Consider the following 15,736-nt stretch of genomic DNA (forward strand, 5'->3'; position numbering starts at 1 on the left):
GAGGCCGCCATGCAAACCTGGGAACAACTCTACAGCCCGCTGGGCAGCCTTGGGCTGTCTGCCACCTTCGCACTTATCCCCATCGCGTTTTTCTTCGTGGCCCTGGCCTGGCTTCGGCTTAAAGGCCACGTGGCCGGTAGCCTTACGCTGCTGCTCTCGCTGCTGGTAGCGATCTTTGCGTTTCGCATGCCCGCCGACATGGCGCTGGCCGCCGCCGGTTATGGCTTCCTCTATGGGCTGTGGCCTATCGCTTGGATCATTGTGGCCGCGGTGTTTCTGTACAAGCTGACCGTGCAAAGCGGCCAGTTCGAAGTGATCCGTGCCTCGGTGTTGTCGCTGACTGAAGACCAGCGGCTGCAAGTGCTGCTGATCGGCTTCTGCTTCGGTGCCTTCCTGGAAGGCGCGGCAGGTTTCGGCGCCCCGGTGGCCATCACCGCCGCGCTGCTGGTAGGGCTGGGCTTCAATCCCTTGTACGCCGCCGGGTTGTGTTTGATTGCCAACACCGCACCCGTGGCGTTCGGCGCGCTGGGCATTCCGATCATCGTGGCCGGCCAGGTGACTGGCATCGATGCGTTCAAGATCGGCGCCATGGCGGGCCGGCAATTGCCGTTGCTGTCGGTGTTCGTGCCCTTCTGGCTGGTGTTCATCATGGACGGCTGGCGCGGCGTACGCGAAACCTGGCCGGCAGCACTGGTGGCGGGCCTCAGCTTCGCGGTCACGCAATACCTCACCTCCAACTTCATTGGGCCGGAGCTGCCAGACATCACCTCTGCGTTGGTCAGCCTGGTGTCTCTCGCGCTGTTCCTCAAAGTATGGTCACCAGCGCCAAGCACCGCGCAGTTGGCAGGAGCAAGTGTCGGCGCCGCAGTGGTTACCGCACCCGCGCGCCAGGCTTGCCCCCACTCAATGGGCGCTATCCTCAAAGCCTGGTCGCCGTTTCTGATCCTCACCCTGCTGGTTACGGTGTGGACGCTCAAGCCCTTCAAGGCCCTGTTTGCCGCTGGCGGCTCGCTCTACAGCTGGGTATGGAGCACCCCCATCCCGCACCTGGACCAATTGGTGATGAAAGCGGCGCCCATCGTGGCGGCACCTACTGTGATGCCTGCGGTGTTCAAGCTTGATCCCATCTCGGCCACGGGCACTGCGATTTTCCTTTCCGCCTTGGTGAGCATGCTGGTGCTTCGCATAAGGCCGTCTATTGGTATTACCACTTTTCTCACCACGGTGAAGGAGCTGCGCTGGCCGATCCTGTCCATCGGCATGGTGCTGGCCTTCGCCTTCGTCACCAACTACTCGGGCATGTCCTCCACTCTGGCGCTGGTGCTTGCAGGTACCGGGGCGGCCTTCCCGTTCTTTTCGCCCTTCCTGGGTTGGCTTGGGGTATTCCTCACGGGCTCGGATACTTCGTCCAACGCGCTGTTCAGCTCACTGCAAGCCACCACCGCGCACCAGATCGGCGTGAACGACACCTTGCTGGTAGCCGCCAACACCAGCGGCGGGGTCACCGGGAAGATGATTTCGCCGCAGTCCATCGCCGTGGCCTGCGCCGCCACCGGCCTGGTGGGGAAAGAATCCGACCTGTTCCGCTTCACCCTCAAGCACAGCCTGTTCTTCGCCGCGCTGGTGGGGCTGATTACGTTGGCCCAGGCGTACTGGTTTACCGGCATTCTGGTGCATTGAAGCTTTACTGAAATGGCACGCCGGACACTCCGGCGTGGCGACCGAGCCCGACCATGGCAATAAAGAAAGCCGGGCCATTGTGGAGAACCTGCCTGATGAGCGAGCTTTTTTACAACGCGGCCCCGAACGCCACCCGCCTTGCCGCGCCTATTCCAGCGCCGCGTGAGTACCCGACGGGCAAGCCGGCGCGGGTGTACCTGTTCGGCACCTGCGTGGTGGACGTGTTCTTCCCCCACGCCGGGCTGGACGCGATCCGCCTGCTGGAGCGCGAAGGCATTGCCGTGGATTATCCACAGGGCCAGAGCTGCTGCGGCCAGCCCGCCTATACCAGCGGCTACACCGACCAGGCCCGCACGGTCGCCGCTGCCCAGCTGGAATTGTTCAAGCAGCCGTGGCCCGTGGTGGTGCCGTCGGGCTCGTGCGCCGGGATGTTCCGCGAGCATTACCCCGCGCTGTTCCAGGACGACCCGGCCCGGCTTGCCCAGGCGCAAGCCCTCGCCGCGCGCACCTATGAGCTGGCGGAGTTTCTGCTGCATGTGTGCCAGGTGGAGCTTCGCGATCAAGGCTCTCCCATCAAGGTGGCGCTGCATACGTCCTGCTCGGCGCGGCGGGAAATGAACACCCATGTGCACGGCCGCGCCCTCCTCGCCCAACTCGCCCAGGTGGAGCGCGTGGACCATAGCCATGAAAGCGAATGCTGCGGCTTCGGCGGCACCTTCAGCGTGCGCATGCCAGACATCTCCGGCGCCATGGTGGAGGACAAAACCCGCAACCTGATCGACTCCGGCGCGGATGAAGTGATCACCGCCGACTGTGGCTGCCTGATGAACATCAACGGCGCTTTGGAAAAACAGCGCCAACCGCTACGGGGCCAGCACCTGGCGAGCTTTCTGTGGCAGCGCACTGGAGGTGGCCAATGAACAGCCAGACCCGCATTCCCGCGTTGGAAATTCCTACAACCTTCCGCGAGCGCGCCCACACCGCATTAGGCGACAGCCAACTGCGCGGCAACTTCCGCACCGCCATGGATTCCTTGATGGCCAAACGCGCCCTGGCGTTTGCCGATGCCGATGAACGCGAGGAACTGCGCGTGCTGGGCAACGCAATTCGCGCGCGGGCGCTTTCCAAATTGCCCGAGCTGCTGGAAACCCTGGAGCGCAACCTCACCCGCCAAGGCATTCAGGTGCACTGGGCCGAGACCACCGAGCAAGCCAACGAGATCGTGCTCGGCATTGTGGCGAAGCATGAGGCGCGGCAGGTGATCAAGGGCAAGTCCATGGTCAGCGAAGAAATGGAAATGAACGACGTGCTGGCGGCCAAGGGCATCGAATGCCTGGAAGCCGACATGGGCGAGTTCATCGTGCAGCTGGACCACGAAAAGCCTTCCCACATCATCATGCCGGCCATCCATAAGAACGCCGGGCAGGTGGCCTCGCTGTTCGAAAACAAGCTGGGGGTGGAATACACCCGGGACGTGGACGAGTTGATCCAGATCGGCCGCCGCGTGCTGCGGCAGAAGTTCTTCGAGGCGGACATCGGCGTCTCCGGCGTGAACTTCGCGGTCGCCGAAACCGGCACCCTGCTGCTAGTGGAAAACGAAGGCAACGGCCGCATGGTCACCAGCGTGCCGCCTGTGCACATTGCCGTGACCGGTATCGAAAAGGTGGTGGAAAACCTGCGCGACGTGGTGCCGTTACTCTCCTTGCTCACCCGTTCGGCGCTGGGCATTCCCATCACCACCTACGTGAACATGATCTCCAGCCCACGCAAGGCCCATGAACTCGACGGCCCGCGCGAGGTGCACCTGGTGTTGCTAGACAACGGCCGCAGCCAGGCCTTTGCCGACAGTGAACTGCGCCAAACGCTGAACTGCATCCGCTGCGGCGCGTGCATGAACCACTGCCCGGTGTACACGCGAGTGGGTGGCCACACCTATGGCCAGGTGTACCCCGGCCCCATCGGCAAGATCATCACCCCGCACATGGTCGGGCTGGCGGCGGTGCCGGACCACCCCAGCGCCTCCTCCCTGTGCGGCGCCTGCGGCGAAGTATGCCCGGTGAAAATCCCCATCCCTGCCCTGCTGCGAAGGCTGCGCGAGGAAAACGTGAAGCCGCCCAGCGACACGCCACTGCTGCGTGGCCAAGGCAGCAAATACTCCCGAAAGGAACGCTTGGCTTGGAACGCCTGGGCCCGATTGAACAGTTCGCCCACGCTGTACCGCGCCTTCCTGAAAATGGCCACGCGGCTGCGCAAGCTCACCCCCGCGAACATCGGGCCATGGACCCAGAACCACAGCGCGCCCCAGCCGGCGCCACGGTCGCTGCATGAACTGGCCGCCGAGCACCTCGCCAAAGGGAAAACCACGCCATGAGCGCCCGTGAAAACATCCTTGGAAAGCTGCGGGCGAGCCTGCAAGGCACCACGCCGATTGTGGATAACTTCGACGAGGCCTTGGTCACTGCGCCTTGGTCCTACCCAGCGGAAGAACGGATAGGCCGGCTGCGGCAATTGATGGAAACGGTGCACACCGAAGTCCACCTCAGCACTGCGGCGCAATGGCCTTCATTAGTAGCGAAGCTGCTACGCGACCGCCAACTGGACAGCCTGCTGATCGCACCGCGCACGCCCTATGGCCAGCAACTGCTCAGCGCGTGGGAAGGCGACACGCATGCGCCGCAAACCAAAGCCTATGACAGGCCGATCGAGGCATGGAAAGGCGAGCTGTTCGATAACACACCGGCCAGCCTCACCGGCACGCTGGGCGCCATCGCGGCGACCGGCAGCCTGATCCTCTGGCCCACCGCCGACGAACCCCGGTTGATGAGCCTGGTGCCGCCGGTGCACTTCGCGTTGCTCAAGGCCAGCGAGATCCACAGCAACTTCTATGAAGTGATGCAGCGCTTCAACTGGGCCGACGGCATGCCCACCAATGCGTTATTAGTCTCCGGCCCCTCGAAAACCGCCGACATCGAACAGGTACTGGCCTACGGCGCCCACGGGCCGAAGGACCTTGTGGTGCTGATTTTGGAGGACGCATGACCCTGCCCGCCCGCTTCCTCGCCCATGCACAGGCATTGATCCCCGCCGAGCGACGGTTCGACGACCCGATGGCAACGCTCGCCTACGGCACCGACGCCAGCTTTTATCGGCTGCTGCCCAAGCTGGTGATACGGGTGGAAGCCGAAGCGGAAGTGATCAGCCTGCTCAAGGCCGCTGTCGCCGACAAGGTTGCGGTGACCTTCCGCGCCGCCGGCACCAGCCTCTCCGGCCAGGCCATCAGCGACTCGGTGTTGCTGGTACTGGGCGATCATTGGAACGGCCGCGATATCCGCAACCAGGGCGAGCAGATCCGCCTGCAACCGGGCGTGATCGGCGCCCAGGCCAACGCCTGGCTCAAACCCTATGGCCGCAAGCTGGGGCCGGACCCGGCATCTATCAACGCCTGCAAGATCGGCGGCATCGTCGCCAACAACGCGAGCGGCATGTGCTGCGGCACCGCGCAAAACACCTACCACACCCTCGCAGGCCTGCGCCTGGTGCTGGCGGACGGCACCTGCGTGGATACCGAAAGCCAAGACAGCGTTACGCAGTTCAGAGAAAGCCATGCGGACCTGCTCGCCACACTGGAGCAATTGGGCGAGGAAGTACGCGCGGACGAAGCCCTCGCCGCGCGCATCCGTCATAAGTACCGGCTGAAGAACACCACCGGCCTAAGCCTCAACGCGCTGGTGGATTACACCGACCCTCTGGATATCCTCGGCCATTTACTGGTGGGCTCCGAAGGCACCCTAGGCTTTATCAGCTCGGTGACCTACAACACCGTGGTGGACCTGCCCCACAAGGCCACCGCACTGGTGGTGTTCCCCTCCGTGGAAGAATGCTGCCGCGCCGTTACCGCATTACGTAGCCAGCCCGTGGCCGCCGTGGAATTGCTTGACCGCCGCAGCCTGCGCTCGGTGCAACACAAGCCCGGCATGCCGACGTTCGTGCAGCACTTATCCTCCGGCGCCTGCGCCCTGCTGATCGAAAGCACGGCCGGCTCTACCGAAACACTGCAAACGCAGGTCGCGCAGGTAGTCGCCACCCTCGCCTCGTTCGAGGTAGAGCAGCGCATCGCCTTCACCACCGACCCTACGGAAAACGCCCGCTTGTGGGCCATTCGCAAAGGCACCTTCCCGGCCGTGGGCGCGGTGCGTGAAACCGGCACCACGGTGATCATCGAAGACGTGACCTTCCCGCTGGAGCGCCTGGCCGAAGGCGTGAACCGCCTGCTAGCGCTGCTGGAAAAACACCGCTATGACGAAGCGATCCTGTTCGGCCATGCACTGGAAGGCAACCTGCACTTCGTGTTCACCCAAGGCTTCAACAACCCCGAGGAAATCGCCCGCTACGAAGCCCTGATGGCAGACGTCGCCCAACTGGTAGCAGTGGAATTCGGCGGCTCGCTCAAGGCCGAGCACGGCACCGGCCGCAACATGGCGCCGTTCGTGGAACTGGAATGGGGCACCCAAGCTTACCAACTGATGTGGACACTCAAGCGCCTGCTGGACCCTCACGGCATTCTCAACCCCGACGTGGTGCTCAGCGAAGACCCGCACATCCACCTCAAGCACCTCAAGCCCATGCCCGCCGCCGACGTGCTTGTGGATAAATGCATCGAATGTGGCTTTTGCGAACCGGTGTGCCCGTCCCGCGGGCTTACCCTCAGCCCCCGCCAACGCATCGTGATGTGGCGGGACATTCAGGCGCGCCAGCGCGACGGGCAGAACACCACAGCGCTGGAGCAGCAATTCCAGTACCACGGCATCGACACCTGCGCAGCCACCGGGCTGTGCGCCGAACGCTGCCCCGTGGGCATCAACACCGGCGACCTGATTAAAAAGCTACGCACCGCCAGCGCCGAACACGGCCGCACCGCCAGCTGGGCCGCCGAGCATTTCGCCACACTGCTGGCAGGCGGCCGTGTAGGCTTGCGCCTCGCCAATGGTGCACAGCGGCTACTAGGCGCACCGCGCATGGCCCGCTACGCCGCCGGTTTACGCCGAGTGAGCCAGGCCGTGCCCCACTGGCCCGCCGCATTGCCGCAAGCCCAGGCGCCCGTTCAATTCTCCGCCCCCAGCGCCGATGCCCGCCCCCGGGTGGTATACCTGGCGGCGTGCGTTTCCCGCGCGATGGGCCCGGCCAGTAGCGATGCCGAGCAAACGCCCCTGATCGACAAAACCCGCCAGTTGCTGGAAAAAGCCGGGTACCAAGTGGTATTCCCGGAAGGCCTGGACGCACTGTGCTGCGGCCAGCCCTTCGCTTCCAAAGGCTACCCCGACCAAGGCGAAGCCAAGCGCCAGGCATTGATCCGCGCCCTGTTGAAAGCCAGCCGCGGCGGGCTGGACCCAGTGTACTGCGACACCAGCCCGTGCACGCTGCGGCTCGTGGACAACCTCGCCGACACCCGACTGGACCTGTACGACCCGGTGCGTTTTATCCACAGCCACCTGCTCGACAAACTGGACTTCACGCCCCAGCAAGCACCCGTAGCGGTGCACGTCACCTGCAGCACCCAACACCTCGGCCAAAGCCAGGCTTTGCTAGACATCGCCCGCCGCTGCAGCCGCGAAGTGGTGGTGCCGGAAGGCATTCACTGCTGCGGCTTCGCCGGCGACAAAGGCTTCACCCAACCAGAGCTCAACGCCCACGCGTTGCGCTCACTCAAGAACGCGGTGCAGCACTGCAACGAAGGCATCTCCACCAGCCGCACCTGCGAGATCGGCCTGAGCGAACACAGCGGGCTCGATTACCACAGCCTGGTGTACCTGGTAGACCGGGTAACACGCCCCAAGGCGGTGCATGCTGATATGCCGCTTGTTGCGCCAAAAGAGGGCGAACACGCGGCGATCAGCTGAAACCTTGTCGTGTTAATTCGTACACAAAAAATAGAACCTCTCGGCAATTCGCGCAGTCCATGAAGTAAGCCCAACCGCGCGGGCGAACCTTGGCGCCTTGGCATTGGCCAATGAGCGTACTTATCCTTCAAAGGAGAAATGCCCATGACCCGTACCCTTCTTTCCGCCTTCGCCCTTTGCGCCGCCACCGTTGTGGCCGCGCCTGCCTTCGCCGCTGATGACCTGTGCGCCGCGAACCTGCAGAAAATCAACGACACCATGACCACTAACACCGCCACCAACCCAGCCCTGGAAAAAACCCTGCGCGGCCAGATCGACGCCGCCAAGGCCGACCAGGCCCGCGGTGACACCAAGGCCTGCATCGCCAGCACCGGCAAAATCCTGACCCAGCTGGACAACTACACCAAGAAAGGCGGCGCGGCAGGCAACTGAGCCACGACGGTGCGCTCAGCGGTCGACTTTTCTGGCCGAGGGGCGTATGCTTCACAGACCTGCCGCCACTGGCTGCAGGTACGGGGCCGATCAGGATTCGACGCCGGTAACGAAACTTTAGGTGCATGCCGAGTTGGTAACAGAACTCGTAAATCCACTGTTGCAACTTCTATAGTTGCCAATGACGAAACCTACGGCCAGGACTTCGCCATCGCCGCTTAATTGCGACGACTAGAACCTGAGCTTCTGGCTACTTCGGTACCAGCAGTCGCTAGGGGATGCCTGTAAACCCGAACCGACTGTCAGATAGAACAGGATCGTTGCCTAGTATGTCGTGGACGACGCAGCTAAAACTTACACGACTCGCCCAAAGCACCCTGCCCCTCGGGCGGCCGCGGGTTAACTCAGTAGAACGGGCTAAGCATGTAGTACCGACAGCGGAGTACTGGCGGACGGGGGTTCAAATCCCCCCGGCTCCACCAAATGATCAATCAAAGACGTCCACGGACGTCTTTTTTTGTGCCCGGAAGACAGTGAAATCAAGGGTTTACCGCTCTTTTGAGGGTCACAACGGTTTTTTGAGTTCCAGCCATCCCGGTATTCCCGGTGGTATTCCAGCCTACCTGGGGCTAATCTTGGGAATACCAAAAGGTGTCATGGAGCTTCTCCCATGTGCGCTCAAACAGCTCGCCTCTCCGACCGCCAGCTCAAGGCGGTCAAGCCCAAAGACAAGGACTACGTCCTCACGGATGGCGACGGCCTGCAGCTTCGCGTTCGGGTCAACCGCTCCATGCAGTGGAATTTCAACTACAGGCATCCGGTCACCAAAAATCGAATCAACATGGCGCTCGGCTCCTACCCTGAGGTCTCTCTGGCGCAAGCTCGGCGAAAAGCGGTTGAGGCTAGGGAAGTACTTGCGCAGGGGATCGACCCAAAAGCTCAGCGCAACGAGCTCGCGCAGGCCAAGCTAGCCGAGACGGAACATAAGTTCGAGAAAGTAGCTACCGCCTGGTTCGAGCTGAAAAAGGACTCGGTCACGCCGGCCTATGCCGAGGACATCTGGCGCTCACTCACGCTGCACGTTTTTCCGAGCTTGAAGTTGACTCCGATCTCGGAAGTGAGCGCACCGATGGTGATAAAGATCCTTCGCCCTATCGAAGCCAAAGGCAGCTTGGAAACGGTGAAGCGGCTTAGCCAGCGCCTCAACGAGATCATGACCTACGGGGTCAATTCGGGAATGATTTTCGCGAACCCGCTCAGCGGGATTCGGGCGGTATTCAAGAAGCCGAAGAAAGAAAACATGGCGGCGCTACCACCCGAGGAGCTTCCTGAGCTCATGCTGGAAATAGCGAACGCCAGTATCAAGCGCACGACCCGCTGCCTGATCGAGTGGCAGTTGCACACGATGACTCGCCCCGCCGAGGCGGCAACTACTCGCTGGGTAGACATCGACTTTGAAAGGCGAGTCTGGACCATCCCACCGGAGCGGATGAAGAAGCGCCGCCCACACAGCATCCCGTTGAGCGATCAAGCCATATCATTGCTGGAGATACTGAAGTCTCACAGTGGTCATCGGGAATACGTCTTCCCGGCAGACCGAAACCCTCGTACTCATGCCAATAGCCAGACCGCCAACATGGCATTGAAACGCATGGGCTTCCAAGACCGCTTGGTCAGCCACGGCATGCGCTCCATGGCCAGCACCATATTGAATGAACATGGGTGGGACCCGGAGCTCATCGAAGTGGCGTTGGCGCACGTCGACAAGGATGAGGTGCGCAGTGCCTACAACCGAGCCGACTACATCGAGCGACGGCGGCCGATGATGGCTTGGTGGAGCGAGTACATTCTGAAGGCGTCGACGGGCAATCTCTCGGCCAGCGCGATGAATGTGGCTAGGGATCGAAACGTAGTACCCATCCGATAGGGCGGCGACAACGGCGACACTGGCGACAGACCGCGTGCCATCTACATCCTTGCCGTCTGAGCGGATGGCGACAGTCGCCAACTCGCCTCGACTTTGGCTTCTCCGGCTAAGCCCGTGAGCATGGGGAGGCTTCGCATCCCCATGCTCACGGGCTAACACTAGAAAAGCGACAAACGGCCACTTTGCCACTGACAGCCACCGACTTCCAAAGCACGCAAGAGGTGGAATCTGGCGCATTTCCATGTGCCATTCACCAATTGACCCGAGCCGCGGTGACCGATAGAACGAAGGTTCAAAGCGCTGCCTTAGGCAGTACCCCAGATGACCAGAGCCTTCAAGGTCATGCCACTAACCCGGTGGTTCATCCCAAAGTGCGATTCGCGCCCGGAGGCTCGCACGGTCATTCGCCAGAATGATGGACGCCCTCTAAACAATCCGCCTAGTGCGGCTGCCCGCTAACCCTTTAGCCCTGCAGCAACGAACCTGCTCGGCCAACGTTTTGCGCCAACCGCTCGCCCGTCTCTTTTTCCAGAAAAGAGACGGGCGCTCCTACCACTGCTGCAGCCCTCATCGCACAGGGCTTTGCGGCAATTCCCCTCGTGACAATCGGCGTGACAAACGCCGATGTCACCAGCAACAGCGCTGTAGATGATGGTGCCGCAGACCAGGGAATGGACTGCACCTGACTGACAGTCAGGCATGCCCCGGTCATCGCAGTGCTGCTTGCACCTGGCTCAGGATCTCGCGGCACTGGCCTCGTCAGCCACTGCAGCCTCCACCCGCCCACCGGCGACGGTGCTCAGGAGGCCAGATCATGAGATGCCCTTGCTCCTGGTCGTAAGGAGCCGCCAGTCCCGCGTCAGTGGACACCCTCACAGGTCGCAGGGGCCTTGATCCCTGATAACACTCAACATTCTTGGCGGGATGATGTGAGGGAGAGATCGGTAATTTATGGAGGAAGGCTATGCAACTGCGCGAAGTACAAGGACCACCACGCCCCTTGTTGGAACAGCGGATTACGCCCCTACCCTACCCGGTCGCGGCGCTGGGCGATCCTTTGGGGCCGGCCGTAGAGCGCATGGCCGATGTGATCGGCGTGCCCTGCGCCATGGCCGCACAATCTGTTCTAGCCACGGCAGCTTTGGCGAGCCAGGCGCACGCCAATGTTCACCTCGACGGCCGAATTTATCCGTTGTCGCTGTACTTGCTGACGGTGGCTTGCTCGGGTGACCGCAAAAGCGCGGTGGACCATATCGCACTGCAGGCCGTACGCGACTGGGAAAGACAGCAGTGGATCGCCTATGGCGAACAGCTCAAGGCGCACCGAGCTGCAATGAGCCTCACCGCGAAGTCACCGACCTTGAAAAAGTCAGCACAGCTAGCGCTGGACGCCCAACCTGAACCCGTCCAACCGAGACTCCTCAGTGCTGAGCCGACCATTGAAGGCCTGGTCAAAAGCCTCTGCCATGGTTTGCCGAGCATGGGGCTGTTCAGCGATGAAGGCGGGCAGTTTTTGGGCGGAAGCACCATGAACAAGGACAACATGATCAAGGCCATCACTCACTTGTCGACGCTGTGGGACGGTAGCCCGATTGATCGGTCGCGCGCGATGGCTGGGGAAAGTCTGCGTGCCTATGATCGCCGCCTCAGCATGCACTTGATGCTGCAACCCCGCATGGCCGACCGCTTGCTGCAGGACGCTGATATCAAAGACCAGGGCATCCTGGGACGCTGTCTGATCAGTTGGCCGGAGCGTCTGGTTGGACAACGGCTGTACAAAGCCATCGATCTGACCCGAGATCCAAAGGTGCACCTGTACCAGCAGCGCATTGCCGCGCTCATGCAGAAGCCTTGGTCACGCCACAAAGACGGCGGCCTCAACCCTGTAAACATCGAGTTAAGCCCCCGCGCCCGTGAAGCATGGATTGCCATTCACGACACCATTGAATGCGAGTCTGGGGAATTCGGCGAGCTGGTCAACGTGCAAGCTGCTGCGGGCAAAGCCGCCGCGAACGTTCTACGCATGGCTGGTGTGATGGCGGTGGTTGAAGAATCGACTGTCTTGGAAGAAATGCACATTCAGCGCGCCTCTACGCTGATGGATTACTACCTGGCCGAAAACCAACGACTGACCGAACAGGAGCCTCTGAATAAGCTTCGAGCAGAGGCCGACTGCCTGCTGCGCTGGTTGATAAAGAAGAACTGGCCACCATTTCGCCTCCGCGACATCACACGCAACGGCCCTCGCTTTGCCCGTAAAAGCACGCGGCACACCTTCGAGTTATTGCTGCAGCTGGTTACCCATAACTGGCTGAACAATGCCGGAGACATATTCGAGGTGCGCCATGTTCCGCCTCAATGACGCCGTGCGCCGCTATCGAGCGCAACATCGCTCGCCGACCGAGCTACGGTGTGTCGCCGCAACTACCACCACTTTGTCGCCACGTGCCAATCCAGATGCGGCGGGGATTGTCGCCAGTGTCGCCGCTGTCGCCGCTCCAACGTCTGAGTCAATCGACCTCGCTCGGCTCATCGAGCAATTGCAAGGAGAAGGGGCTTTGCTGCAACACAGCGAAAATGCCCTCCTCATCCGCCCAGCACACTGGGCACAGTTGGACACCATCGGCCCCCACTGGAAAGCACTGCTGCTCCTACAAATCAACGATCAAGGTGAAGGCAATGGCGCTGGTCGGTCGGCGTGACGGTCGCAACTTTGGTTACGGCCGCCAACTGAGCTACGCCGGTCGGCAGGCATTGGAAGATCTGTTTGCCGGAGGCCACTTTGCCACGGTTAAAGCGCACAGCGATCGCTGGCATGCCTTCGTGCGATGGTGCCGATCGGAGGACGGCCCGGGTTACAACGATGCGCGCCAGATTGATCGACAGACGCTGGAGGACTACGTCGCATACCTGCGCCAGCAGATCCAGCAAGGTGCACTCTGCATCGCCACCGCGCAGAACCGCCTGAGCAGCGTCAACCGCACCCTTGCTGCGCTGCGCGGTGATCAGGATGTGAGGATCGCCAGGCCGAGTCAGGCGTTGGGACAGCAGCGCTCGAGCGTACGCACTCGCGCGCCGGATGGCCAAGATCACCAACAAGTGCGGCGACTGGCTGGGGTACTTGTTGAACAGCAATACGATCGGGTGGCCGCCATAGTCCTTTTAGCTCGAGCAACCGGCATGCGCCTGCGAGAAGCGATCCTGGCTGACCTGCCACGCTTACACCGCGAAGCCGAACGCTTAGGCCGCATCAACATCCAAGACGGCACCAAAGGAGGCCGTTCAGGCTCATCAGCGCCGCGATTGGTCGTGGCCAATGAAGCGGTGAAAGCGGCCCTGCAGTTGGTTCGTCAGGCATCGCCGACCGGCAGCCGCAATTTACTGGCCCGAGACGAAAGCTACGCCATATTTCTGCACCAAACCGTGCTGCCCGCCCGCGAAACGCTGCATGCACACGGGCTGAAGGGTTTTCATGAACTGCGCGCAGCCTACGCCTGCGAACGTTATGAGCAGCTCACGGGCCACGCCGCACCGGTAAATGGCGGCCAATGCTATCGCATTGACCGTGACCTTGATCAACAGGCGCGCCAACAAATCAGCCTAGAGCTCGCGCACAACCGGATCGATGTGGTCTCTGCCTACATTGGAGGTCGTTCATGAGAGAGTCTCTTGACATTTCTCTTTTCATAAGTGGTGTGCTTAGTGGCTCAAAGACCACCCGGAAACGCCATATAAAACAAGCTCAACTAATACAAATTTCTATTAGCCAACACTGGTCAAGAAGAAGTCCATGGACTTGGCAAGAGAAACATATCCGCTGGTTTTTGACAGATCACCTTAGAGGCAAATCCCACTCTACAAGATATTACTATTATCTCACATCCAAAATCATATGGCGGAGGATGAATAGGCATTTATCACCAAACGTGCTAACCGAAGCTTGCATACCAAAACACTAGACACGCCTTCAAAATAAAAACAACAAGCAACAAAAAAACATCTTACAAAAGCATTAGAAACAAGAAAAAATTTTCGATATTTACTAGCCTTTGCTTAAATGGTATAATCGCGCGCATTTATTGTTACCGGGTGATATACGTGCTAGTCGAAGAAACTCTTCATCTTGAAGAAATATGTACTTTGACGCATGAGGAGCGGCGACGAAGTCTCGGCGCATTTTACACCCCAAGTTTCCTAAGCAAACTGTTGTGCCTCTGGGCAATTGAGTGCAAAGATCAAGTAGTGCTAGAGCCAAGCTTTGGGGGCTGCACATTCCTTGAGGAAATCGCGTCCCGTTTTTCTCATTTGGGTTCAAGTGCGCCCTTACAAAACGTTTTTGGATGCGATATTGATAACAATGCCTTCTTAAAACTTGATACATTGAACATAGGGAAATTCAAAGAAAACTTTATTAAGAAAGATTTCCTTCTACTTGACGATAAAAATTTCTGCAGCGGAAAGGCAGACATCGTCATTGGGAACCCTCCCTATATCGGGCACTCCCAAATAGGACCCTCGCAGCGGAAATCCGTGGATAAATGGAAAACTACCTACGGCTTAACCATTGACGCAAGATCAAGCCTGTGGGTTTATTTTTTGATTCACTCGTTGAATTTCCTTAAAGATGGAGGACGGCTAGCTTTCGTCCTCCCAGGAAGTTTTCTCTCCGCAGATTATTCAAAGAAAATACATTCTCTGCTTCGCAACAAGTTCGAGCATTGTCTAATAGCGCCTATCGCAGAAAGAATTTTCATTTCTGAAGGCGCTGAGGAGCGAACCGTCATATTGCTTGCCGATGGATTTAAGCATTCCAGCCAAAGCCCAGGCACAGTAAAAATAGCGCACACGGCTACACTTTCAAATTTGCCGGAGCTGTTTGTTAAATGGAAGAAGAACAAAAATGAACTCCACGACTTTGAAAGCGTAGGCGCCGGTTCCTTTTTAGAAAGAAACTCTCAGCAGAAATTCATTGAGCTTTCGAAGACCACCGCCAACATTGAACTAGAAAGCATCGCAAGAATTAACATCGGCATCGTGACAGGCGACACTAAATTCTTCATTAAGCAGCTAAGCGCCTGGCAAAATCTCGGAATCAATAGCGAGTACTACGAATTTATCGTACCCAAGATCAAAGACATTAACGGGTTAAACCTAACTAAAAATCAAGTAAAAACTTTGATCAACTCCGATACTCGCTGTCTAATTCTAAACACCAAGGCAAAATTTCTTTCGCCTCAGACTTTAGCCTATCTCGGTAGCTACCCAGCTGAAAAATTAGACTTGGCAACATATAGAAAGCGGTCGATCTGGCATCAACCTAACGACCATAAGGTCCCTGACGGCTTTCTAACTTTTCTAACACACAATGGACCAAGGCTACTTATAAATAGTGCAAAAGCCAACTGCACTAACTCAGTGTATCGTATGTTTTTGAAAGAGCGCACAAGCGCAAACCAAAAAAAATTTATTGCTCTTTCTTTTTTATCTACATTTACACAGACACATGCTGAAATTATTGGTAGACCGTGTGGGTCTGGTGCTCTAAAGCTGGAACCCAGAGACGCGCTTAAGCTAAGGATTTTGTACCCAAAGGTTATCGACAATAATTTAGTTGAGATATCCTTTAAAGCAGCTCATAGAGAACTGTCCAAGAACCCACCCAATGAAGAAGCCGCGCGCAAGATAGCTGATGATGCCCTTGCAAGTATGCTTGGGGAAGATTTTAAACGCCAGTTAATGGAGCTTGAGGGTGCGTTGCATTCCGCCCGAGAGCATCGTAAGGGAAATGTAGTTTAGATGG

General features: G+C 59.1%; 11 protein-coding genes and 1 other RNA gene. All 12 read left to right on the plus strand.

The window, feature by feature from the left end:
- The first annotated feature begins 9 nt into the window (after nucleotides 1-9).
- The 12 genes from LG385_RS17935 (at nucleotide 10) to LG385_RS17995 (ending at nucleotide 15,732) form a co-directional block, all read left to right on the plus strand.
- Nucleotides 10-1,680 (plus strand): lactate permease LctP family transporter, encoded by a 1,671-nt coding sequence (locus LG385_RS17935; RefSeq protein WP_225775334.1) that lies wholly within the window; start codon nucleotides 10-12, stop codon nucleotides 1,678-1,680.
- 95 nt (nucleotides 1,681-1,775) lie between these two features.
- Nucleotides 1,776-2,600 (plus strand): (Fe-S)-binding protein, encoded by an 825-nt coding sequence (locus tag LG385_RS17940; RefSeq protein WP_225775335.1) that lies wholly within the window; start codon nucleotides 1,776-1,778, stop codon nucleotides 2,598-2,600.
- Complete coding sequence (locus tag LG385_RS17945; RefSeq protein WP_225775336.1) at nucleotides 2,597-4,051, plus strand: LutB/LldF family L-lactate oxidation iron-sulfur protein; 1,455 nt, start codon at nucleotides 2,597-2,599, stop codon at nucleotides 4,049-4,051. Before LG385_RS17940 ends, LG385_RS17945 begins: the two co-directional genes overlap by 4 nt.
- Nucleotides 4,048-4,719 (plus strand): LutC/YkgG family protein, encoded by a 672-nt coding sequence (locus tag LG385_RS17950; protein WP_225775337.1) that lies wholly within the window; start codon nucleotides 4,048-4,050, stop codon nucleotides 4,717-4,719. Before LG385_RS17945 ends, LG385_RS17950 begins: the two co-directional genes overlap by 4 nt.
- Nucleotides 4,716-7,577, plus strand: a complete 2,862-nt coding sequence (locus LG385_RS17955) for an FAD-binding and (Fe-S)-binding domain-containing protein (RefSeq protein WP_225775338.1) — start codon at nucleotides 4,716-4,718, stop codon at nucleotides 7,575-7,577. Before LG385_RS17950 ends, LG385_RS17955 begins: the two co-directional genes overlap by 4 nt.
- A gap of 144 nt (nucleotides 7,578-7,721) precedes the next feature.
- Nucleotides 7,722-8,009: a hypothetical protein gene (locus LG385_RS17960; protein WP_225775339.1), complete on the plus strand. Its 288-nt coding sequence runs from the start codon at nucleotides 7,722-7,724 to the stop codon at nucleotides 8,007-8,009.
- A gap of 82 nt (nucleotides 8,010-8,091) precedes the next feature.
- Nucleotides 8,092-8,491: a transfer-messenger RNA gene (gene ssrA, locus LG385_RS17965) on the plus strand.
- Nucleotides 8,492-8,679: 188 nt separating this feature from the next.
- Nucleotides 8,680-9,936, plus strand: a complete 1,257-nt coding sequence (locus LG385_RS17970; protein ID WP_225775340.1) for an integrase domain-containing protein — start codon at nucleotides 8,680-8,682, stop codon at nucleotides 9,934-9,936.
- Nucleotides 9,937-10,900: 964 nt separating this feature from the next.
- Entirely contained in the window at nucleotides 10,901-12,298 is a 1,398-nt protein-coding gene (locus LG385_RS17975; protein ID WP_225775341.1) for a YfjI family protein, read from the plus strand.
- Complete coding sequence (locus LG385_RS17980; RefSeq protein WP_225775342.1) at nucleotides 12,282-12,638, plus strand: hypothetical protein; 357 nt, start codon at nucleotides 12,282-12,284, stop codon at nucleotides 12,636-12,638. Before LG385_RS17975 ends, LG385_RS17980 begins: the two co-directional genes overlap by 17 nt.
- Complete coding sequence (locus tag LG385_RS17985; RefSeq protein ID WP_225775343.1) at nucleotides 12,616-13,596, plus strand: integrase domain-containing protein; 981 nt, start codon at nucleotides 12,616-12,618, stop codon at nucleotides 13,594-13,596. Before LG385_RS17980 ends, LG385_RS17985 begins: the two co-directional genes overlap by 23 nt.
- 438 nt (nucleotides 13,597-14,034) lie before the next feature.
- On the plus strand, nucleotides 14,035-15,732 hold the full coding sequence (locus LG385_RS17995; RefSeq protein ID WP_225775345.1) for an Eco57I restriction-modification methylase domain-containing protein: 1,698 nt from the start codon (nucleotides 14,035-14,037) through the stop codon (nucleotides 15,730-15,732).
- Nucleotides 15,733-15,736: the final 4 nt, after the last annotated feature.

This window comes from Pseudomonas sp. Marseille-Q5115 (genome assembly GCF_916618905.1).
Taxonomy (GTDB): Bacteria; Pseudomonadota; Gammaproteobacteria; order Pseudomonadales; family Pseudomonadaceae; genus Aquipseudomonas; species Aquipseudomonas japonica_A.